General features: G+C 53.2%; 23 protein-coding genes and 2 tRNA genes. 15 read left to right on the top strand and 10 right to left on the bottom strand.

Going from position 1 to position 20,014, the window contains the following annotated elements; genetic code table 11:
• The first annotated feature begins 59 nt into the window (after positions 1–59).
• Positions 60–479 (top strand): DUF3574 domain-containing protein, encoded by a 420-nt coding sequence (locus tag KIF87_RS06820; RefSeq protein WP_213328285.1) that lies wholly within the window; start codon positions 60–62, stop codon positions 477–479.
• Positions 480–560: 81 nt separating this feature from the next.
• Here the strand turns inward: KIF87_RS06820 and KIF87_RS06815 are convergent, their stop codons facing one another.
• Entirely contained in the window at positions 561–1,745 is a 1,185-nt protein-coding gene (locus tag KIF87_RS06815; protein ID WP_121425851.1) for a NupC/NupG family nucleoside CNT transporter, read from the bottom strand.
• Positions 1,746–1,996: 251 nt separating this feature from the next.
• Between KIF87_RS06815 and efeU the strand changes: the two genes are divergently transcribed.
• The 4 genes from efeU to phoH all read left to right on the top strand — a co-directional run bounded on the left by efeU (position 1,997) and on the right by phoH (position 6,576).
• Entirely contained in the window at positions 1,997–2,830 is an 834-nt protein-coding gene (gene efeU / locus KIF87_RS06810) for an iron uptake transporter permease EfeU (protein WP_213328284.1), read from the top strand.
• A gap of 40 nt (positions 2,831–2,870) precedes the next feature.
• A complete protein-coding gene (gene efeO, locus KIF87_RS06805) occupies positions 2,871–3,998 on the top strand; it encodes an iron uptake system protein EfeO (protein ID WP_213328283.1) in 1,128 nt (375 codons plus the stop codon).
• A gap of 5 nt (positions 3,999–4,003) precedes the next feature.
• Complete coding sequence (efeB, locus tag KIF87_RS06800; RefSeq protein ID WP_213328282.1) at positions 4,004–5,287, top strand: iron uptake transporter deferrochelatase/peroxidase subunit; 1,284 nt, start codon at positions 4,004–4,006, stop codon at positions 5,285–5,287.
• 500 nt (positions 5,288–5,787) lie between these two features.
• Entirely contained in the window at positions 5,788–6,576 is a 789-nt protein-coding gene (gene phoH, locus KIF87_RS06795; RefSeq protein ID WP_008503509.1) for a phosphate starvation-inducible protein PhoH, read from the top strand.
• Positions 6,577–6,870: 294 nt separating this feature from the next.
• On the opposite strand, the gene KIF87_RS06790 is transcribed toward phoH, so the two are convergent.
• The 3 genes from KIF87_RS06790 to KIF87_RS06780 form a co-directional block, all read right to left on the bottom strand.
• Positions 6,871–6,958 (bottom strand) — tRNA-Ser (locus KIF87_RS06790).
• A 137-nt stretch (positions 6,959–7,095) separates the two neighbouring features.
• Positions 7,096–7,773: an isochorismatase family protein gene (locus KIF87_RS06785; protein ID WP_032638688.1), complete on the bottom strand. Its 678-nt coding sequence runs from the start codon at positions 7,771–7,773 to the stop codon at positions 7,096–7,098.
• A gap of 20 nt (positions 7,774–7,793) precedes the next feature.
• Positions 7,794–8,654 (bottom strand): pirin family protein, encoded by an 861-nt coding sequence (locus tag KIF87_RS06780; RefSeq protein ID WP_213328281.1) that lies wholly within the window; start codon positions 8,652–8,654, stop codon positions 7,794–7,796.
• Between the two features lie 109 nt (positions 8,655–8,763).
• On the opposite strand from KIF87_RS06780, the gene KIF87_RS06775 reads away from it, so the two are divergent.
• A complete protein-coding gene (locus KIF87_RS06775) occupies positions 8,764–9,669 on the top strand; it encodes a LysR family transcriptional regulator (protein WP_213328280.1) in 906 nt (301 codons plus the stop codon).
• Between the two features lie 241 nt (positions 9,670–9,910).
• Here the strand turns inward: KIF87_RS06775 and KIF87_RS06770 are convergent.
• Positions 9,911–9,998: transfer RNA gene (locus tag KIF87_RS06770), tRNA-Ser, on the bottom strand.
• A 232-nt stretch (positions 9,999–10,230) separates the two neighbouring features.
• Here KIF87_RS06770 and ghrA point away from each other — a divergent pair.
• The 4 genes from ghrA (at position 10,231) to KIF87_RS06750 (ending at position 13,145) form a co-directional block, all read left to right on the top strand.
• Positions 10,231–11,169: a glyoxylate/hydroxypyruvate reductase GhrA gene (ghrA, locus tag KIF87_RS06765; RefSeq protein ID WP_213328279.1), complete on the top strand. Its 939-nt coding sequence runs from the start codon at positions 10,231–10,233 to the stop codon at positions 11,167–11,169.
• An 84-nt stretch (positions 11,170–11,253) separates the two neighbouring features.
• Positions 11,254–11,991: a phosphatase gene (locus tag KIF87_RS06760; protein ID WP_213328278.1), complete on the top strand. Its 738-nt coding sequence runs from the start codon at positions 11,254–11,256 to the stop codon at positions 11,989–11,991.
• Positions 11,992–12,011: 20 nt separating this feature from the next.
• On the top strand, positions 12,012–12,566 hold the full coding sequence (locus KIF87_RS06755) for a TorD/DmsD family molecular chaperone (RefSeq protein WP_213328277.1): 555 nt from the start codon (positions 12,012–12,014) through the stop codon (positions 12,564–12,566).
• Positions 12,567–12,662: 96 nt separating this feature from the next.
• Positions 12,663–13,145 carry a DUF1097 domain-containing protein gene (locus tag KIF87_RS06750; protein WP_073961616.1) on the top strand — a complete coding sequence of 161 codons (483 nt, stop codon included), beginning with the start codon at positions 12,663–12,665 and terminating at the stop codon, positions 13,143–13,145.
• Positions 13,146–13,188: 43 nt separating this feature from the next.
• Here KIF87_RS06750 and csgG read toward each other — a convergent pair whose 3' ends face one another.
• The 4 genes from csgG to csgD are packed head-to-tail and all read right to left on the bottom strand — an operon-like array spanning position 13,189 to position 15,530.
• Positions 13,189–14,022 (bottom strand): curli production assembly/transport protein CsgG, encoded by an 834-nt coding sequence (gene csgG, locus KIF87_RS06745; RefSeq protein ID WP_148243268.1) that lies wholly within the window; start codon positions 14,020–14,022, stop codon positions 13,189–13,191.
• A gap of 26 nt (positions 14,023–14,048) precedes the next feature.
• Complete coding sequence (csgF, locus tag KIF87_RS06740) at positions 14,049–14,462, bottom strand: curli production assembly/transport protein CsgF (RefSeq protein ID WP_213328276.1); 414 nt, start codon at positions 14,460–14,462, stop codon at positions 14,049–14,051.
• Positions 14,463–14,485: 23 nt separating this feature from the next.
• A complete protein-coding gene (csgE, locus tag KIF87_RS06735; RefSeq protein ID WP_213328275.1) occupies positions 14,486–14,875 on the bottom strand; it encodes a curli production assembly/transport protein CsgE in 390 nt (129 codons plus the stop codon).
• Between the two features lie 4 nt (positions 14,876–14,879).
• Positions 14,880–15,530 carry a biofilm master transcriptional regulator CsgD gene (gene csgD, locus KIF87_RS06730; RefSeq protein WP_021240790.1) on the bottom strand — a complete coding sequence of 217 codons (651 nt, stop codon included), beginning with the start codon at positions 15,528–15,530 and terminating at the stop codon, positions 14,880–14,882.
• Positions 15,531–16,273: 743 nt separating this feature from the next.
• Between csgD and csgB the strand changes: the two genes are divergently transcribed.
• From csgB to ymdB, 5 genes are all read left to right on the top strand, one after another.
• Positions 16,274–16,729, top strand: a complete 456-nt coding sequence (gene csgB / locus KIF87_RS06725) for a curli minor subunit CsgB (RefSeq protein ID WP_213328274.1) — start codon at positions 16,274–16,276, stop codon at positions 16,727–16,729.
• Between the two features lie 41 nt (positions 16,730–16,770).
• Positions 16,771–17,223 (top strand): curli major subunit CsgA, encoded by a 453-nt coding sequence (gene csgA / locus KIF87_RS06720; protein WP_213328273.1) that lies wholly within the window; start codon positions 16,771–16,773, stop codon positions 17,221–17,223.
• A 61-nt stretch (positions 17,224–17,284) separates the two neighbouring features.
• Entirely contained in the window at positions 17,285–17,617 is a 333-nt protein-coding gene (gene csgC, locus KIF87_RS06715) for a curli assembly chaperone CsgC (protein WP_032658052.1), read from the top strand.
• Positions 17,618–17,781: 164 nt separating this feature from the next.
• Positions 17,782–18,102, top strand: coding sequence for a YmdA family protein (locus KIF87_RS06710; RefSeq protein ID WP_121425867.1), 321 nt, complete (start codon positions 17,782–17,784; stop codon positions 18,100–18,102).
• A 106-nt stretch (positions 18,103–18,208) separates the two neighbouring features.
• Positions 18,209–18,751, top strand: coding sequence for an O-acetyl-ADP-ribose deacetylase (gene ymdB / locus KIF87_RS06705; RefSeq protein ID WP_213328272.1), 543 nt, complete (start codon positions 18,209–18,211; stop codon positions 18,749–18,751).
• 33 nt (positions 18,752–18,784) lie between these two features.
• Here ymdB and mdoC read toward each other — a convergent pair whose 3' ends face one another.
• On the bottom strand, positions 18,785–19,924 hold the full coding sequence (gene mdoC, locus KIF87_RS06700) for a glucans biosynthesis protein MdoC (RefSeq protein ID WP_213328271.1): 1,140 nt from the start codon (positions 19,922–19,924) through the stop codon (positions 18,785–18,787).
• Positions 19,925–20,014 lie beyond the last annotated feature (90 nt).

The following is a 20,014-nucleotide window of genomic DNA, read 5'->3' as shown; positions in this document are numbered from 1 at the left end:
GCCAAAATCCGTATTTTCCTGTGATATCCATGTGCTTATAACAATGAGGATAGCGAAGCATGACAATCAAAACAGGGTTAATGGCGGCGGCATTATTGATGCTGGCTGGCTGCAACGCGCCATCGCAACACGCAGCGGTAGAGACCTGCAAAGCGGATAACCAGATGCAGCAAACCACGCTCTATTTCGGCTTAAATCGACCTGCCGGGGCGCAGATCACCGGCAACGAGTGGCAGCAGTTTGTTGACCAGGACGTGACGCCGCGTTTTCGCGATGGCTTAACGGTATTTGACGCGCGCGGGCAGTGGCTGGGGAACGACGGAAAAGTGGCGCATGAGCCGAGCAAAGCGCTGATGCTGATCCACGGTAAAGATGCGCAGAGCGAGAAGAACATCGAAGCGTTGCGCGGGATTTATAAATCACGCTTCGCGCAGGAGTCGGTGATGCGTGTCGACCAGCCGGTGTGCGTGCAGTTTTAATAAAAACGGCGGGATAACCCGCCGTTATTGTATCGTAGGCCCGTGCAAGCGAAGCGCCGCCGGGCACAAACGGCACAAAACTTACAACACCAACCCCGCAAAGCTCGCCGACAGCAGGCTCACCAGCGTCGCGCCGTACACCAGACGCAGACCAAACCGCGATACCACGTTCCCCTGCTGCTCGTTCAGGCCCTTAATCGCCCCGGCCACAATGCCGATGGAGGCGAAGTTCGCGAAGGATACCAGGAAGACGGACAAAATGCCCAGCCCGCGCGGGGACATCTGATGCGCGATTTTTTGCAGCTCAATCATCGCCACAAATTCATTCGCCACCAGCTTGGTCGCCATAATACTGCCCGCGTTCAGGGCGTCACTCAGCGGAATACCGATAAGCCATGCCAGCGGATAAAACACATAGCCCAAAATCTGCTGGAAGCTCATGCCAAATACGCTGGAGAAGAGGGCGTTAACGGCGCTAATAAGGGCGATAAAGCCAATCAGCATGGCCAGAATAATCATCGCCACTTTAAAACCGGCCAGAATATACTCGCCGAGCATTTCGAAGAAGCTCTGCGATTCGTGCAGTTTTTCCAGCCTGATATCCGGCTCCGCTTCCGGGCGCGCCGGGTTGATGACCGAGAGAATAATAAAGGTGCTGAACATGTTCAGAATCAGCGCCGCGACGACAAATTTGGCGTCGAGCATGGTCATATAGGCGCCGACAATCGACAGGGAGACCGTCGACATTGCCGTGGCCGCCATGGTGAAGAGACGACGAGAGGAGAGATCGCCCAGCACGCCCTTGTAGGCAATGAAGTTTTCCGACTGGCCGAGGATCAGCGAACTCACCGCGTTAAAGGATTCCAGCTTGCCCATACCGTTCAGCTTTGACAGCAGCGTACCGATTACCCGAATAAAAATCGGCAGGATCCGCCAGTGCTGAAGAATACCAATCAGCGCGGAAATAAAAATAATTGGGCAAAGCACGCCGAGGAAAATGAACGCCAGCCCTTTTTCCCCCATTCCGCCAAAGACGAAATTGGTGCCTTCACCGGCAAATTTAAGCAGTGACTCAAAAAATCCCGAGACATATTTAATCAGGAATAACCCGCTTTCAGCGTGCAGGAAAAAGAACGCCAGGGCAATTTCAATGACAATAAGCTGTAAAACATAACGAATGCGAATTTTTCGGCGGTCGAAACTCACCAGCCAGGCAAGCGCAAGAATAATCACCAGCGCCAGCAGGAAATGGACAATCTTAAACATGGTTTATTTTCAGTTGGTTTTTGAGGAGGATATTTAGCCACAGCGCTGGTTAACCGTAAATGGGCAATTTTATTATAACTTATAAACTTAACGGTAACGTCGGCAACTATTAACAGGCTTTGCGTTTACAACTCGTCATCAAAACACCGCACATTTCGCTTGTGTTTCTTTTCGCCGTAATGATAATCACTATCACAAGAATTTACCTTTCTTTGCATCAGTTGACCGCGATAAACATTTAAGGTGTCGGCATGTTTGTTCCATTTCTCATTATGTTACGTGAAGGGCTCGAAGCTGCCCTCATCGTGAGCCTCATCGCCAGTTATCTGAAGCGAACCCAGCGCGGACGCTGGATTGGCGTCATGTGGGTCGGGGTATTCCTTGCCGCGGCGCTCTGTCTGGGCCTCGGTATCCTCATCAACGAAACCACCGGGGAGTTCCCGCAGAAAGAGCAGGAGCTGTTCGAAGGGATCGTCGCCGTGATTGCGGTAGCGATCCTTACCTGGATGGTGTTCTGGATGCGTAAAGTCTCCCGCAACGTGAAGGTGCAGCTGGAGCAGGCGGTGGATAACGCCCTGCAAAAGGGCAACAACCACGGCTGGGCGCTCATTATGATGGTCTTTTTCGCCGTCGCGCGTGAAGGCCTGGAGTCTGTTTTCTTCCTGCTGGCGGCGTTTCAGCAGGACGTGGGGATCTGGCCACCGCTGGGGGCCGTGCTGGGTCTTGCCACGGCCGTGGTGCTCGGTTTCCTGCTCTACTGGGGCGGTATTCGCCTGAACCTGGGCGCGTTCTTCAAATGGACCAGCCTGTTTATTCTGCTGGTGGCGGCAGGGCTGGCGGCAGGGGCGATACGCGCCTTCCACGAGGCGGGCCTGTGGAACCATTTCCAGGATGTGGCGTTCGATCTCAGCAACGTGCTCTCCACCCATTCTCTGACCGGCACTCTGCTTGAAGGCATCTTCGGCTATCAGGAAGCGCCGAGCGTCAGCGAAGTGGCGATGTACTTTATTTATCTGGTTCCGGCGCTGGTGCTGTTCGCAATGCCGCCGCGTACCGGCTCGCAGGCGTCGCGCGTTACGCCATAATTTTTGTTTTAGTTACAACATACTTTTAAAGGGAAGAGTCATGGCAATTCAGTTCCGTCGTAGTGCGTTATGCGCAGGCATTGCCGCGCTGTTCGCTTCTGCATTCTCCGCCTGGGGCGCGGATGTTCCTCAGGTTAAAGTCACCGTCAACGATAAGCAGTGCGAGCCGATGACCCTCACGGTGAACAGCGGCAAAACCCAGTTCATTATTCAGAACCACAGCCAGAAGGCGCTGGAGTGGGAGATCCTGAAAGGGGTTCTGGTGGTGGAGGAGCGTGAAAATATCGCCCCTGGCTTCAGCCAGAAGATGACCGCCAACCTGCAGCCGGGCGAGTATGAGATGACCTGCGGCCTGCTGACCAACCCTAAAGGGAAGCTGATCGTCAAAGGTGAAGCGACGGCCGATGCGGCGAAAGGCGCTGCGGTGCTGAGCCTGGGTGACGCGATCACCGCGTATAAAGCCTATGTGACGAAAGAGACGGCGGACCTGGCGACGGCAACCAAAGCCTTTACCGATGCGGTGAAAGCCGGTGACATCGAAAAAGCGAAATCCCTCTATGCGCCAACCCGTCAGCACTACGAGCGTATCGAGCCGATTGCCGAGCTGTTCTCTGACCTGGATGGCAGCATTGATGCCCGCGAAGACGATTTCGAGCAGAAAGCTGCCGATCCGAAATTCACCGGTTTCCACCGTCTGGAGAAAGCCCTGTTTGGCGACAACTCCACCAAAGGGATGGAGAAATACGCCGAGCAGCTGAACGGCGACGTGCTGGAGCTGCAAAAGCGCATCAGCGAGCTGGCCTTCCCGCCGTCAAAAGTGGTGGGCGGCGCGGCCGGTCTGATTGAAGAAGTCGCCGCGAGTAAAATCAGCGGCGAAGAGGATCGCTACAGCCATACCGATCTGTGGGACTTCCAGGCCAACGTCGACGGCGCGCAGAAAATTGTCGAGCTGCTGCGACCTCAGCTGCAGAAAGATAACGGCGAACTGCTGGCCAAAGTGGATGCCAACTTCAAAAAAGTCGACACCATTCTGGCGAAGTACCGTACCAAAGACGGGTTTGAAACCTACGACAAGCTGACCGATGCCGACCGTAACGCGCTGAAAGGCCCGATTACCGCCCTGGCGGAAGATCTCTCTCTGCTGCGTGGCGTACTGGGTCTGGACTAAGCACGATGAATAAGCATAGCGAGAACGACGTGGTTGAGCCTTCACGTCGTCGGTTGTTAAAAGGGGTAGGGGCGCTGGGGGGCGCCCTTGCGCTGGCCGGGGGCTGTCCGGTAGCGCATGCGGCGAAACCGCAAAGCGCGCCCGGCATGCTGTCACCCAATGCCCGCATGGAGACGCAGCCGTTTTATGGCGAGCATCAGTCGGGCATCCTGACGCCGCAGCAGGCGTCCATGATGCTGGTGGCCTTTGATTCGCTGGCCAGCGATAAAGCCGATTTGGCGCGTCTGTTCCGCCTGCTGACGACGCGCATCGCGTTTCTTACCGCGGGCGGACCGGCGCCCGATACGCCGAACCCGCGCCTGCCGCCAATGGACTCCGGCATTCTGGGGCCGTTTATCGCCCCGGATAACCTGACCATTACCGTTTCGCTCGGTGAGTCGTTGTTTGACGCGCGCTACGGGCTGGCAAAACAGAAGCCGAAAGCGCTGCAGAAAATGACGCGTTTCCCGAATGACTCCCTCGACGCGGCGCTGTGCCACGGCGACCTGCTTCTGCAAATTTGTGCCAATACCCAGGACACGGTGATCCACGCCCTGCGCGATATTATCAAGCACACGCCGGATCTGCTGAGCGTGCGCTGGAAGCGGGAAGGGTTTATCTCGGACCACGCCGCCCGCAGCAAAGGCAAAGAGACCCCGGTTAACCTGCTGGGCTTTAAGGACGGTACGGCCAACCCGGACAGCAGCGATGCGGCGTTGATGAAAGACGTGGTATGGGTGACGGCAGATCAGGGCGAACCGGCGTGGGCGGTGGGCGGCAGCTATCAGGCGGTGCGCATTATCCAGTTCCACGTGGAGTTCTGGGACCGCACGCCGCTGAAAGAGCAGCAGACGATCTTTGGTCGGGATAAGCAAAGCGGGGCACCGCTCGGCATGAAGAACGAGCACGACGTGCCTGACTACGCCAGCGATCCCAATGGCGATACCATCGCGCTGGACAGCCACATTCGTCTGGCCAATCCGCGCACCAAAGAGACGCAGTCCAGCCTGATGATGCGTCGGGGCTACAGCTATTCGCTGGGCGTGACCAACTCCGGCCAGCTCGATATGGGGCTGCTGTTCGTCTGCTATCAGCACGATCTGGAAAAAGGCTTCCTGACCGTACAGAAGCGGCTCAACGGCGAAGCGCTGGAAGAGTATATAAAACCTATCGGGGGCGGCTATTTCTTTGCCCTGCCGGGCGTGCGCGACAGCAACGCGTACCTCGCACAAGGTCTTATTGAGGCCTGATAATTGTCCCCGCAACAGTTCGCGGGGACATTATTTTTTCATATGACTATCTTCCTGTTATATTTCTGTAATATTTCTATATGAGACTGATTCCACCTGTAGGGACAATCTTAAAAGTTGCATTCAGGTAAAATAAATGTTGCATTTATGATAACTCCTGATGTACTTAAGATAAGACAGCGGTAGTTCCCGGCAGTGATGCTGAATCACTATGGAGATCGCGAATGGTTGCGTCCTGTACTGGACAAGGTAAACATAACAACCGCAGCACCCGGCGCGGAGGCTCAGACTCCGGCAGCGATTTCCTCACCACTAAATTCTCCCCCCTTCCTCAAGAATCTGATTCGACCGACGTGCAGAACGGTGCGCGTAGCTGTTCCGTATCGTCATCCGATAAAGCAAGCAATGGCTTACAAGGAAGCCAACCCTCTGATGTTCGTGCGCATAATCGTGCCGAAGCTGGCGCGTGTGATGAATACCAACAACTCAAGGTGCTATCCATGGGAAGACAAAAAGCAGTGATCAAAGCTCGTCGCGAAGCAAAACGTGTGCTGAGACGGGATTCACGTAGCCATAAACAGCGTGAAGAAGAATCGGTCACCTCGCTTGTGCAGATGAGTGGCGTAGAAGCAATTGGCATGGCCCGAGACAGCCGTGATAATTCTCCAATTGTGGCGCGCAATGAGGCTCAGGCGCACTACCTGAATGCTATCGAGAGTAAACAGCTCATCTTTGCAACCGGTGAAGCCGGATGCGGGAAAACCTGGATTAGTGCAGCCAAAGCGGCGGAAGCATTGATCCATAAGGACGTGGAGAGAATTATTGTTACCCGTCCGGTACTGCAGGCTGATGAAGATCTCGGCTTCTTGCCCGGAGATATTTCGGAGAAGTTTGCCCCGTACTTCAGGCCCGTCTATGACGTGCTGGTGAAGCGACTGGGTGCATCCTTCATGCAGTACTGCCTGCGACCAGAGATTGGCAAGGTGGAAATCGCGCCGTTCGCCTATATGCGCGGACGTACATTTGAAAATGCGGTCGTCATTCTTGACGAGGCTCAGAACGTGACCGCTGCGCAAATGAAGATGTTTTTAACGCGCCTCGGGGAGAACGTGACGGTTATCGTTAACGGCGATATTACCCAGTGTGACCTGCCATCCGGCGTGAAATCCGGGCTGAGCGACGCCATGTCACGTTTTGAGGAAGATGAGATGATTGGGGTGGTACGCTTCACCAAAGATGACTGCGTGCGCTCCGCGCTCTGCCAGCGCACGCTGCAAGCGTATTATTGAGTTTGCTGTTGTGTTCAAGGCCCGGGAAACCGGGCTTTGTTTTTTGTGCATTTTATTCCCTCTCCCTTGGGGAGAGGGTTAGGGTGAGGGGCTCAGGCCGCATTGAGTTGCATATAGCACCGGGGGGGATTGACTCGCTTCGCTCGCCCTGCGGGCAGCCTGTTCGCTTCGCTCTCAGTCTGTCCAACTGGCTGTCGCCAGTTGTCGAACCCCGGTCGGGGATTCTCATCCCCCCAGAGGTGTGCAACATGCAAAAAAAAAGCCCGCATTTTCATGCGAGCTCTTCTTTAAATATGGCGGTGAGGGGGGGATTCGAACCCCCGATACGTTGCCGTATACACACTTTCCAGGCGTGCTCCTTCAGCCACTCGGACACCTCACCATATTGTTTTGCTGCCTGACCGCTTGGGGGGCAACGGGGCGCTACTATAGGGAGTTGCGCTAAAACGGTCAAGCAGATTTTCTGTATTCGTGCTCGTTCGGTTAAGCCTTAATCAGCTCTTGCCGAAGCACGGGTTATTAACGCTGTGAATCGAGCACTTCGCTGTTTTTAACCACTTCCTGTGCTTTGCCGTAGCTTTCGATCAACAGCTGATATGCCGGGAAGATGTGGGTGTAAACCTCAGCCCACTCGGCCGCGTCCTCACGGTTCCAGGTTCGCTGGATCTCAGAGGCCACCGCTGCCGTATCCATCGGAACCACACCGGCCTGCACCACGCGCGCCAGGGTGATCTCCTGCGCCATCTTGCTGTAGGTGCCGGAGGCATCAATCACCGCAAACACTTTATACCCGTCCGCCACCGCGCTGATTGACGGGAAGGCCATGCAGACGCTGGTGATCGTGCCCGCGATAATCAACGTCTTGCGTCCGGTCGCTTTCACAGCAGCCACGAACTCCGGGTTATCCCAGGCGTTGATCTCACCTTTACGGGCAACATATTGCGCATGCGGCGCGTTGGCGTGGATCTCCGGGATAAGCGGTCCGTTCGGTCCCTGTGGGACGGACGCGGTGGTGATCACCGGGATCTTCGCCAGGGTCGCGATTTTTGCCAGCGCAGCCGCACGGGCACGCAGTTCAGGCATTGGCATATCTCCAACGGTCTGGAACAGGCCGCTCTGGTGATCGATAAGCAACATCACCGCATCGTTCACATCAATAACCGGACGAGTGCCGTTAAAATTCGCAGGTGTAGACATGTTCTTCTCCTTTATTACGTTCAGATCTGGCCGAAGCGGCCGGAGTTGAAATCACGAATGGCTTCGTTGATTTCGCTTTTACTGTTCATCACAAACGGGCCATAGCCCACGATGGGTTCATTCAGCGGCTCGCCGGCCATCAGCAGCACTTTTGCATCGCTGTTCGCCTCCAGGTGCAGTTTGTCGCCTTCCTGACTCAGTACGACCAGCTGGGCTTCACCTGCCTGCGCTGTGCCGTTCACCGTGATGTTGCCTTCAAGCACGACCAGCGCGGTGCTCCAGCCTTCGGGCTGATTGAGCGTCAGATGGCTTCCCTGGTTCAGCGCGATGTCCCAGACGTTCAGCGGTGAAAAGGTGTGCGCCGGTCCGGTAACCTCGTCGTAGCGACCGGCAATCACCCGCAGGGTGCCGCTGTTATCCGGTAGCGTCACAACCGGGATATCGCTTTTGGTGATGCTCTGGTAGCCCGGTGCCGCCATTTTGTCTTTCGCCGGAAGGTTGACCCAGAGCTGCATCATTTTCAGCTCTCCGCCTTTCTGCGAGAACGCGCTGGAGTGGAACTCCTCATGCAAAATGCCTGCGCCAGCAGTCATCCACTGCACGTCGCCGGGGCCAATAACGCCGCCTTTGCCCGTGGAGTCGCGATGCTCCACTTCACCGGAATAGACGATGGTGACCGTTTCAAAACCCCGGTGAGGGTGTTGGCCTACGCCGCGTTTTGCCCCATCTGCCGGAAAGGTGTACGGGCCCGCGTAGTCCAGCAGCAGGAACGGACTCAGCGGCTCGCCGTGGGTTTGGTAAGAAAACATCGAACGAACCGGGAAACCATCGCCAACCCAGTGCTGACGAGGAGCGGTATAAACGCCTGTTACGTTTTTCATGATTAACTCCTGATGTTCTGTTGATGTAATTAGCTTATATTCAGAGTTAATATCCCGGTAGATAGTGAAAATGGCATTCACTGTTCTGAAAATAGAACGATGAGGATTTATGCAGGATCTCAATGACTTCGTCTGGTTTGTGAAGGTGGTGGACTACGGGGGGTTTGCGGCGGCGGGAAGGGCACTTGACCAACCCAAGTCCAAACTGAGCCGCAGGATCGCGCAGCTGGAGGAGCGGCTTGGCGTACGGTTGATACAGCGCACTACGCGGCAGTTTACGGTGACGGAAGTGGGGCAGACTTTCTATCAGCACTGTAAGGCAATGCTGATAGAAGCAGAGGCGGCAGAAGAGGCCGTTGCTGCGCTGCAGGCTGAGCCGCGCGGCGTAGTCAGGATCACCTGTCCCGTCACGTTACTGCACGTCCACGTGGGACCGATGCTGGCGCGGTTTATGGCGCGCTACCCCGGGATTAATCTCCAGCTTGAGGCCACCAATCGTCGGGTCGATCTTGTTGGCGAAGGCATTGATGTGGCGATCCGCGTGCGTCCGCATCCGTTTGATGACAGCGATCTGGTCTTAAGGGTGCTGGCTGACAGGGGGCACTGCCTGGTGGCGAGTCCGCAGTTGATTGAACGTATGGGGAAACCTCGAATGCCTTCTGAGCTCAGTGAATGGCCTGGCTTAAGTATGGGGGCCGGTAAACAGGTGCATAAATGGGAACTCAGCGGTCCAGCGGGGGCGAAAGCGGAGATCCACTACGCACCGCGCTTTATTACCACCGACATGCTGGCACTGCGGGAAGCGGCGATGGCGGGCGTGGGCGTTGTGCAGCTGCCGATATTGATGGTGAAGGATCAGCTTGCGTCAGGGGAACTGGTACGGGTGCTGGACGCGTGGGAACCCCGACGGGAGGTGATTCACGCGGTTTATCCTTCACGGCGCGGCATGCTGCCGTCGGTCAGGACGCTGGTGGATTTTCTTACCGAAGAGTATGCGCGGATGGTGGAAGAGTAACACTTCCCTCTCCCCTGGGGAGAGGGGCAGGGTGAGGGGCTCAGGCCGCACCGAGCTGCATATAGCACCGGGGGGATTGACTCGCTTCGCTCGCCCTGCGGGCAGCCTGTTCGCTTCGCTCTCAGTCTGTCCAACTGGCTGTCGCCAGTTGTCGAACCCCGGTCGGGGATTCTCACCCCCCCAGAGGTGTGCAACATGCAAAAAAAAAGCCCGCATTTTCATGCGAGCTCTTCTTTAAATATGGCGGTGAGGGGGGGATTCGAACCCCCGATACGTTGCCGTATACACACTTTCCAGGCGTGCTCCTTCAGCCACTCGGACACCTCACCATATTGTCATCCCGTTGTTGCCGGGACGGGCGCTAATGTAAGGAAAAGCCGAACTGCCGTCAACTCACTTTTTCAGTAATTTAGCGCGTTTAGACAAACTTCAAGCAACCTGACGCCTAAATGTGCACAAAGCGCCTCTTTTATCAGCAACGCGGTTTCCTGATAAATTTGTTATGCTGGCAATCCACTTGAAAACGAAAACAAAACAGCGCAATAAAAGGCAGGAATGACCATGGATATTCTCTTCTATCACCCTACATTTGATACCGCTTACTGGATTGATGCACTTTCGGCGGCGCTGCCCGGCGCACGCGTTCGCGAGTGGAAGCGTGGCGATAATGAACATGCCGACTATGCGCTGGTCTGGCATCCTCCGGTAGAAATGCTCCAGGGGCGTAAACTGAAGGCGGTTTTCGCCCTGGGCGCGGGCGTTGATTCCATTCTCAGTAAACTGAAAGCGCATCCAGAAATGCTGCCGGAAGAGATCCCCCTGTTCCGCCTGGAAGATACCGGAATGGGCCAGCAAATGCAGGAATATGCTGTGAGCCAGGTGCTGCACTGGTTCCGCCGCTTCGACGACTATCAGGCCTTTAAACAGCAGGCCCACTGGGAGCCGCTGCCGGATTATCGACATGAAGATTTTACCGTCGGGATCCTCGGCGCGGGTGTGCTCGGCTCAAAAGTGGCAGAAGCGCTCGCCCCGTGGGGCTTCCCTCTGCGCTGCTGGAGCCGCACCCGCAAGGACTATCCGGGCGTTGAGAGCTTTGCCGGAACGGATGAGCTTTCTGCATTCCTGAAAGGAACACGCGTGCTTATCAACCTGCTGCCGAATACCGCTGAAACGGTGGGCATTATCAATAGCGCTCTCCTGAACCAGTTAGCCGAGCAGAGCTATTTAATGAACCTGGCGCGTGGGGTCCATGTCGTGGAAGGCGATCTGCTGAAGGCGCTGGACAGCGGAAAGCTAAAAGGCGCCATGCTGGATGTCTATAGCCGTGAGCCGCTGCCCGCGGAAAGCCCGCTGTGGGCGCACCCGCGCGTGGCGATGACCCCGCACGTGGCTGCCGTAACGCGTCCGGCAGAAGCGGTGGCGTATATCTCCCACACCATCAGCGAAATGGAAAAGGGTCACGCGGTCACCGGACAGGTCGACAGACAGCGCGGCTACTGAGAGAAACCCGGCGTTCGCCGGGTTTTTGCTAATATTCGCCGCTGATAACTGCTATCCTTTGGAAAAACCGCAGAGGAGAAAGAGATGTATCCCGTTGACCTGCATATGCACACCGTCGCCAGCACCCACGCGTACAGCAACCTCCATGATTATATCGCCCAGGCGAAGCTTAAAGGTATTAAGCTGTTCGCGATCACCGATCATGGCCCGGACATGGCGGATGCGCCGCACTACTGGCATTTTGTGAATATGCGGATCTGGCCACGTCTGGTGGACGGCATTGGGATACTGCGCGGCATTGAGGCGAACATCAAAAATATCGACGGTGAGATCGACTGCACCGGCCCGATGCTGACCTCACTTGATCTTATTCTCGCCGGTTTCCATGAGCCGGTTTTCCCGCCTCAGGATAAAGAGACCAACACCGCGGCGATGATTGCCACCATTGCCAGCGGCAATGTGCACATTATCAGCCACCCCGGCAACCCGAGGTACCCGATTGATATTCAGGCTGTCGCGCAGGCGGCAGCGAAACACCGCGTGGCGCTGGAGATTAATAACTCCTCCTTTGTTCACTCGCGTAAGGGCAGCGAAGACAACTGTCGCGCCGTGGCGGCCGCCGTGCGTGATGCGGGTGGCATGGTGGCGTTGGGCTCGGACTCTCATACCGCGTTTACGCTGGGTGATTTCAGCGAATGCCTGAAAGTGCTGAATGATGTTAACTTCCCGGAAGCGCAAATCCTGAACGTGACCCCACGCCGCATGCTCGATTTCCTCGAGTCGCGCGGAATGGAGCCGATTGCCGAATTTGCCGATCTTTAATTGTGTAATGGAATAAAAAAATGAATGAGTTCTCCATCCTTTGTCGCGTGCTGGGTACGCTCTATTATCGCCAGCCGCAAGACCCGCTGCTGGTGCCGCTCTTTACGTTAATTCGTGAAGGTAAGCTGGCGCAGAACTGGCCGCTGGAACAGGATGATTTACTGGAGCGTCTGCAAAAAAGCTGCGACATGCAGCAGATTGCGACAGATTACAATGCGCTGTTCGTCGGCGATGAGTGCCGCGTTTCGCCATACCGTTCAGCCTGGCAGGACGGGGCAACGGAAGCGGAAGTCCGTGCGTTCCTCTCCACGCGCGGTATGCCGCTGAGCGATACGCCAGCCGATCATATCGGTACGCTGCTGCTGGCGGCGTCCTGGATCGAAGACAACGCCGGTGATGATGAGAACGAAGCCATCGGAACCTTGTTCGAAACGTACCTGCTGCCGTGGGTCGGGACATTCCTGGGTAAAGTTGAAGCGCATGCCACCTCGCCATTCTGGAGAACGCTGGCACCGCTGACCCGCGACGCTATCGCGGCAATGTGGGATGAGCTGGAAGAAGAGAACGAAGAGTGATTTAGGTCACATAAATTCTGCAACTCAACATTCCAATTTGCACGTAATGTGCTGCCGATCTCATTTCTATGGTGCGCTTCTGCTAAGATGCGCGCCATGAACATATTACTTTGTATCGCAATTACGACAGGTATTCTCTCCGGGCTCTGGGGATGGGTGGCCGTGTCTCTCGGATTGCTCAGCTGGGCCGGGTTCCTCGGCTGTACCGCCTATTTCGCCTGTCCGCAGGGGGGAGTCAAAGGGCTCTTTATCTCAGGCTGCACGCTGATGAGCGGTGTTATCTGGGCGCTGGTGATCATGAAAGGCAGCGCGCTGGCGCCGCATCTGGAAATCCTGGGATACGTCATGACGGGTGTCGTCGCCTTTTTAATGTGCATCCAGGCTAAGCATCTGCTGCTTTCATTTGTGCCGGGAACCTTTATGGGGGCGTGCGCGACCTTTGCAGGGCAGGGTGACTGGAAGCTGGTGGTCCCCTCGCTGGCGCTGGGGCTGCTGTTTGGCTATGCCATGAAAAACAGCGGACTGTGGCTGGCATCGCGGCGGGAAAAAGCGCAAAACATCACGGCAGTGAGCGAATAAAAAAAGGCGAGATAATCATCTCGCCTTTTTTATGCGCTTCCTGTCAGGATTCCGGAGGGACTGACATATCGCGGTATTTCACCAGTATCGGGTTCTGCACGTCTGCTTTGTTTTGCAGATCCCACAGCCCGCGGTCTATACCGTCGTTAATTAAGTAGATCACGCCGGTTTCAATGGCTGACATCAGACACATCATGACCGGCTCGTTAGAGGTGTAGCCGATTTCACCTTCCAGCAAACGCTGGTAATCGATGAAGCGGAATACCCCAGCCTGAACTTCATAAGACAGAATGGTTTTGCTGGTGTTCACCGAAGAGAGCACTTCGCCTGTACTGACGTTAACCACACGCAGGTTAACGGCGATTTGGTCGAGCTGATACTGGGTATCCGCACCGATACCGAAGTAACGTGCTCCCGCACCACCCGATTTAACGTTACTTTCGTAGCCGATAATCGATCCTTCAATCATTACGTTCGCTGCCGCCAGAGATTGCAGTGGTGTCCGGTTATTGTCCGCAACGGTGCCATTTTCCTGGGCGGCACGAATGATTTTGCGTTCATTCAACAGGTTCTGTAGCCCCTGACGTTCCAGCGGAATAAACCAGTGCGAATCCTTGAGCGCGGTAACCAGCATGGCGGTGGCGCTTTGCGGCACGGCCGTGGAGAAGTTACTTGCCGGGTAAGGTTTGAATTGCCCGGTTTCATCCTGAATGTTGTATACGGAGACAAATATTTTCCCCGTAGGTGAAGGTAAATGCGTTAAATCACGATAACTTTGGGCCCGAGGCATTAATGTTGGTTTTGCAGCTTCTTTAGGTGGAGCAGTTAAACAACCGCTCAATAAGCACACTGCAACAAATATCAGGAAGCGCTGCATGATTGTTGTCCTTATTTCGTTGTTGTTTAGAAGTTAGTTGAATCGTTTTGTAGACCGGAAACCTGAATGGTGGAGATTCTTCCGGTTTTACGATCGGTCACGTTCAACTGAAGCTGTCCATCCGTGTTGGCGATATCAACGATAAAGTCGTTGGTCACCATCCGCCCGGGTTTACCGGTATTAATGTTGGTTAATAACCCACCTAAAATCTGCGACTGGATGGCCTGCGTGAAGTTATCCAGTGCCGACGGGGTATCAACGCTAAAATTCTTTAAGCTGGGGTCTTTATAGGAGTTTTGCGCCTGAGCTTCATTCAGCAGGAACGCGCCGTTGTTAGGGTTACCGCCAAAGTTAGGGTTACGGAACTGAAACGTCATGTTTCCGGCCCAGCTGATGGGTGTTATCAGCATTATCGAAACAACTGCATATGCAATACGCATGACAGCCTCCGCATATCGGTTCGCTAGAACTCGTCTTTTGCTAAATCGCTGGTGCTTAATAGGGCTTTATCTATTTGCAGGCGATTAATAGCGTCTTCTGATTGTGCCAGTGCTAAGACTACGTTTTTATCGAAGTCCATTTTGGTCGGGAATAAAAACGTTTGATAAATAACGTACTGATTAGCCGTTATTGTTATCCAACTTCCCCATCGTGCACTGGGCCGCTCGTTGATTGTTATATTACCCGTGTATGTACTTTCCCATTTGTCACTGAAGGCACGGTAAAAACTGTGCCCGACCGATGAGACAGTATGGTCTGTTAACAATCCGGGAACTTCGACCTCGACGGCCTTCAGATTCCCAGCAGCGAGCAGGAAACTCGCTGCGGCGATCCAACTCAACGTGCGCTTCATGTGATTAACGCCTGAGGTTATCGTTTGCCCACGAAACCGCCTGAGTTCGGTTTTTCACAGCTATCTTCTTGAAAAGATTATAAAGGTGCGTCTTTACCGTATTTTCGCTGATAAATAACGAACGGGCGATTTCAATATTTGAAGCACCAATGCGTAACTTATTCAGGATCTCTTTCTCACGGTGCGTGAGCAGTGCTGACTCTGAACTGTTATAGCGATAATTTCCGGAGTGCGTGATGAGATAGCTGGCAAGCTTTTGCGAAAAATAACACTCTCCGCGCAATATACCTTGCAGCCCCTCTACCACCCGGTCTTCTTCTTCCGTGACGTAGAACACGCCATTGATATGCGGCCAGCTTTCAATATCTCTGAAAGGATATTCATCAGGCGTATTCAACAATAGCACGCGGATATTATTGTTTTTCCTGCTTAAAATATCCTGCCAGTAATGGATAAGCTTTTTATCAGCTTCCATCATATCGAAAAGAATGATGCTGCCAGGTGCAATATCATCAAAAGAACGTTGAATATTATGCAATTTCCCGTTCAGTGATAAAGATTGCTTTAAATGTTGTAATAACGCTGTCGCTTGCAAAGAAGGTTTTGTGATCAACAGTAATGTATGACCATGTAAACTATGGACTTCATTATACATGATGAAACCCCACTTTTTTTTGGCACCTGGCAGCTGTCCTCCTGTTTAAAAGAGGACACCAGAAGTACTGACAGATGTTGCACTGCTGTGTGTAGAATCAGACCATAACCTCCACAGGGAGGTAAATATAAAACCAATTTCGTACATCTAATTTCAATCTAGCTTTTACGAAGTTTAAAGCAAGTGTTAAACATGTAACAGGATGTAAAAATCAATATTAATTTGTGAAATTCGATTGTTTGGAATGGCAATAAATGATGAGAAAGTTGTACACGTAAATAGAGGTGCACAGTTTTTAAAAATCATACAAATATTTTTAATGAATTGATTTTTAAGGTTATTTATTATTTTCATAAAGCGATAATTAAGTATGAGTTTCAGATAATTTCTAAGCCCACGAATGAGTGACTGTCTGGCTTAAGAAAAGAGGCTCCGTGTCACGCGATGAGAAAAATGTTCTCCTGCCGTTACGTTTAAACAACCCGGGAGGAAGCGTGGACAGCCTTTCTCTCGTTGTACAACCCTTTCGCAGCACACCTTTAATAAAAAATATAAGCTGGCCTGATTACAGTGATTTTTGACATAAATTACGACTTTGTGGTGATCCGATAAATAAAAATAAGCCGCGCGGGTGAGATATTTAAAATGTTTCAGCGGACATACTCTTCACCGTAACGACGCGTTAACACCATACGAGCCGTTTAAATATGGAGTAATTAAATAGCCAGGTCCAGGGTGACAACATGAAAACCACATCGTTAATTGTGATGTTTACATTACTGGGTGCGCCTGGATTTGTAGCCGCAGCGAATTCAGATTTGGCAAATTCTGAATATAACTTTGCGGCTAACGAATTAAGTCTTTCATCATTAAATCAGGCAGCCATTATTGGTCAACGGGGCGTTTTCAATGATGCTCAGGTTCGCCAGGAAGGTTCAAAACTCTTATCCATTGTTTCCCAGGATGGGGTAGGCAACAGAGCGAGAGTCGATCAATCAGGGAGTTACAATATAGCCTGGATCGATCAGAGCGGTAACGCGAATGATGCAGGTATTACGCAAGATGGATACGGTAATAGTGCGAAAATTATCCAACAAGGGTCGGGTAATAGAGCAAACATTACGCAGTACGGTACGCAGAAAAACGCAGTTGTAGTGCAGAAACAGTCGCAAATGGCGATTAACGTTATTCAACATTAGTGCTTTCGCGACGACTTTAATCAATCCGACGGGGGTTTACCATGAAATTTATCAAAGTGGCAGCGCTTGCAGCAATCGTAGTTTCTGGTAGTGCTATGGCTGGTCTGATTAATCAGGATGGCTGGGGTCATGGGCATGGTCATGGCGGATACGGTGGCCCAAATTCAACCCTGAATATTTATCAGAACGGTGGCGGTAACTCCGCGGTTGCCCTGCAGACAGACGCCAGAAATTCCGTGCTGAATATTAGCCAGACAGGTGGCGGTAACGGTGCTGACGTTGGTCAGGGTTCTGATGACAGTAAAATCAACCTGACCCAGAAAGGATTTGGTAACAGTGCGACACTTGATCAGTGGAACAGTAAAAAATCCGTCATGAATGTTAGCCAGTCCGGCGGCTTTAACGGTGCCCTCGTAGACCAGACTGCGTCCAACTCAACTGTTAACGTTACCCAGATCGGTTTTGGTAACCACGCGACAGCTCATCAGTACTGATACTGAAATCTGTGCTACAAAAAAACAGGGCATCAGCCCTGTTTTTTTTCGGGAGTTCATCATGAATACCTTAATTCTCCTCGCCGCGCTTTCCAGCCAGATAACCTTCAAAACGTCACAGCAGGAAAATATGACCACCATTATTCCGCAGGTCACTCTGGCGCAATCGTGTGATTGTCAGGTTCAGATTGTTTCTCTGCGAGAAGGGCAGGGGGGGCAAAGTTCTTCCCGACAGCAAAACACACTTTTTATACCCGCTAATCAGACGATTGATTTAATGCGCCTGAGTTTAAATATTAGCGCGGGGGACACGGTAAAAATCGTTGTCACCGTTTCAGACGGTAAATCGCTGCATTTATCACAACAGTGGTCGCCAGCGGAACGCTCGCTCTAAACATTCATGAAATCAATATGTTGCGAATGTGGCGGGTCTGTGCCGTTGAGCTATGCTGATATCAGGGACCAGGTCGTTATGTTCCGTAACGTGAAACTTCGTTTGCCGTAATAAATGAAGCGCGTTTACCCCTCATGGACGATTTTCATTGAGGAGTACCTATAATGAACAACTATTTTGCTCGACTCGCGGCAGGTCTGGGTCTGGTCGTTTCTGCTTTGAGTATCCCGGCTTATTCGGCCACGGTTGTTGACGGTGGTGTCATTCATTTCCGCGGTGCCATTGTCGCAGACCCCTGTGAAGTCACTCCCCAGAAGCAACAGTTTGCAATGTCATGTCCAAACAATAACCGTATGCAAACGCGTATGGTCAGCTACGAAGAGGCGCTTAACGGTAAAGTGAGCGACTCAAGCCTGGCGACGCTCAATATGAAATACCTTAATCCTGAAAAAACGCTCGCGGTTGTCGAAATCCAGTATCGCTAGTGCGCGTTCTTCCGCCCTGCGGTGGAAGAGGATTTTTTCTGATAGTTTTTTCTCCCGGTCTCCTCTGCGATACACTTAAGAAAATGGCGGGTTGCAGAGGGGCTTTATGAAACCGCAAATTGACATTATTCATGGCGATATTACGACAATGCACGTCGACGTTATCGTCAATGCGGCCAATCCATCCCTGATGGGGGGAGGCGGCGTGGACGGGGCAATCCACCGGGCTGCCGGACCGCAGCTGCTGGAAGCCTGTAAAACCGTGCGGCAACAGCAGGGCGGATGTCCTCCCGGTCACGCGGTGATTACGCTTGCGGGCAATCTGCCTGCCAGAGCGGTTATTCATGCCGTAGGGCCCGTCTGGCATGGCGGGGACCAGCACGAAGCGAGTATTCTGGAAGAGGCTTACCGGAACTGTCTGCGGCTGGCCGCCGACAACGGCTATAAAACGATGGCGTTTCCGGCCATCAGTACCGGCGTGTATGGTTACCCTAAGGCCGCCGCCGCAACGATCGCCGTAGAAACCGTTTATCGCTATCTGTCGTTAAAACCGCTGCCGGAGAAAGTGACTTTTGTCTGTTTTGACGAGGACACCCTGCATCTGTATCAGCGGCTTCTGACTCAGCGCAGACAAGAGCTGGAAAGCTGAAACAAACGCGGCGCATCGGGTGCGCCGCGCGGTTTATGAGGCTTTCGCCGGTGGTTTTCCTGAAAAGAGGAAACGCAGGAGCGGGATCCGCAGATGGATCTCGTAGAGCACGATCGCCACCCCCACCACAAACACCAGCCCGGTAAAGAAGCCCAGCGTGTTGGAGGCGATGTGCGGTGTGATGTAAGCCCCGAAGAAAAGCGTCAGCGGGTGATGCACCAGATAGATAAACAGCGAAGCATTAACGAAATAGGTCACGCGGCTGGACTTAAAGTTCAGCAAACGGTGGCCCAGCGCGAATACCACGTTCACCATCCACAGGCCCAGCAGCATAGTGATCACGCTTTCCGTTTCATACATCCAGGCGTCGCCGCTGCCGTAACGCTGATTCAGCAGATAGGCCGCGAACGAGAGCGTGGCTCCCAGCGCGCACCACGGTGACGGGGTGACAAACAGCGATTTAAGCTTCGGATGAATAAAGGCCAGCGCCCCGATTAAAAAGAACGGAATGTAGAACAGCGACTGCATCACCACAAAATTAAATAACCCGTCGCTCAAAATCGGCGGGTAGACGATAAGCAGGGTCCGTCGCACGGTGGCATAGGCAATCCCCAACAGCAAGAAGAGCACTGACAGTTTGCCCATCGTCACGTTGGCGAAAAAGGTGTCGGCTTTCGTACTCAGATGGCGGCGCAGGCGGCTGAAAATCAACAGACTCACCGTCGTGAGCACCACCAGGACCAGCAGGAACCACAGGTGGGACACCAGCTCCCAGACCAGCGTATTGTACTTTTCATACAGTGTCAGATTCGGCCAGTTCTCCGCCTTGCCCTTCACGTACTGCAACATAATGAACTGAGGCAGCGTCAGCAGCGGAATTGCGGTCAGCATGGGGATCCCCACGCGCTCTACGCGCACTTTCCACCAGCGCTTGAGCGGGTATCGCAGAAACAGCATGTAAGAGAAATAGCCGGATATGACAAAAAACACCTGCATACGGAAGGCGTGAATAAAGTCATTAAACAGCGTTAGCCACCAGGAGGGCATCTGGCTATTGACGTGCCAGGTGTGGCTGGAGTAAATCAGTGAAATGTGAAAGGGGATCCCCAATAGCATCAGCCATGCCCGGATCGAGTCGAGGAAATATTCCCGTTGTATTGGTGTTGTGCTCATATAACGTTGTGCATTCTCAGACTTTTCGCCTTATCCCTAAGACTCATAATGGTTACATTCGAAGCCAACCCTACACCAAGACCGACACCC

The organism is Enterobacter sp. 120016, from assembly GCF_018383635.1.
Lineage (GTDB): Bacteria > Pseudomonadota > Gammaproteobacteria > Enterobacterales > Enterobacteriaceae > Enterobacter > Enterobacter asburiae_D.
The sequence above is the reverse complement of the archived record's forward strand: the minus strand, read 5'-3'. Positions and strand labels throughout refer to the sequence as shown.

Excerpts from the sequence above, each read along its gene's own strand:
- KIF87_RS06820 (WP_213328285.1), top strand. The coding sequence starts at position 60 with ATGACAATCAAAACAGGGTTAATGGCGGCGGCATTATTGATGCTGGCT.
- KIF87_RS06815 (WP_121425851.1), bottom strand. The coding sequence starts at position 1,745 with ATGTTTAAGATTGTCCATTTCCTGCTGGCGCTGGTGATTATTCTTGCG.
- efeU (WP_213328284.1), top strand. The coding sequence starts at position 1,997 with ATGTTTGTTCCATTTCTCATTATGTTACGTGAAGGGCTCGAAGCTGCC.
- efeO (WP_213328283.1), top strand. The coding sequence starts at position 2,871 with ATGGCAATTCAGTTCCGTCGTAGTGCGTTATGCGCAGGCATTGCCGCG.
- efeB (WP_213328282.1), top strand. The coding sequence starts at position 4,004 with ATGAATAAGCATAGCGAGAACGACGTGGTTGAGCCTTCACGTCGTCGG.
- phoH (WP_008503509.1), top strand. The coding sequence starts at position 5,788 with ATGGGAAGACAAAAAGCAGTGATCAAAGCTCGTCGCGAAGCAAAACGT.
- KIF87_RS06785 (WP_032638688.1), bottom strand. The coding sequence starts at position 7,773 with ATGTCTACACCTGCGAATTTTAACGGCACTCGTCCGGTTATTGATGTG.
- KIF87_RS06780 (WP_213328281.1), bottom strand. The coding sequence starts at position 8,654 with ATGAAAAACGTAACAGGCGTTTATACCGCTCCTCGTCAGCACTGGGTT.
- KIF87_RS06775 (WP_213328280.1), top strand. The coding sequence starts at position 8,764 with ATGCAGGATCTCAATGACTTCGTCTGGTTTGTGAAGGTGGTGGACTAC.
- ghrA (WP_213328279.1), top strand. The coding sequence starts at position 10,231 with ATGGATATTCTCTTCTATCACCCTACATTTGATACCGCTTACTGGATT.
- KIF87_RS06760 (WP_213328278.1), top strand. The coding sequence starts at position 11,254 with ATGTATCCCGTTGACCTGCATATGCACACCGTCGCCAGCACCCACGCG.
- KIF87_RS06755 (WP_213328277.1), top strand. The coding sequence starts at position 12,012 with ATGAATGAGTTCTCCATCCTTTGTCGCGTGCTGGGTACGCTCTATTAT.
- KIF87_RS06750 (WP_073961616.1), top strand. The coding sequence starts at position 12,663 with ATGAACATATTACTTTGTATCGCAATTACGACAGGTATTCTCTCCGGG.
- csgG (WP_148243268.1), bottom strand. The coding sequence starts at position 14,022 with ATGCAGCGCTTCCTGATATTTGTTGCAGTGTGCTTATTGAGCGGTTGT.
- csgF (WP_213328276.1), bottom strand. The coding sequence starts at position 14,462 with ATGCGTATTGCATATGCAGTTGTTTCGATAATGCTGATAACACCCATC.
- csgE (WP_213328275.1), bottom strand. The coding sequence starts at position 14,875 with ATGAAGCGCACGTTGAGTTGGATCGCCGCAGCGAGTTTCCTGCTCGCT.
- csgD (WP_021240790.1), bottom strand. The coding sequence starts at position 15,530 with ATGTATAATGAAGTCCATAGTTTACATGGTCATACATTACTGTTGATC.
- csgB (WP_213328274.1), top strand. The coding sequence starts at position 16,274 with ATGAAAACCACATCGTTAATTGTGATGTTTACATTACTGGGTGCGCCT.
- csgA (WP_213328273.1), top strand. The coding sequence starts at position 16,771 with ATGAAATTTATCAAAGTGGCAGCGCTTGCAGCAATCGTAGTTTCTGGT.
- csgC (WP_032658052.1), top strand. The coding sequence starts at position 17,285 with ATGAATACCTTAATTCTCCTCGCCGCGCTTTCCAGCCAGATAACCTTC.
- KIF87_RS06710 (WP_121425867.1), top strand. The coding sequence starts at position 17,782 with ATGAACAACTATTTTGCTCGACTCGCGGCAGGTCTGGGTCTGGTCGTT.
- ymdB (WP_213328272.1), top strand. The coding sequence starts at position 18,209 with ATGAAACCGCAAATTGACATTATTCATGGCGATATTACGACAATGCAC.
- mdoC (WP_213328271.1), bottom strand. The coding sequence starts at position 19,924 with ATGAGCACAACACCAATACAACGGGAATATTTCCTCGACTCGATCCGG.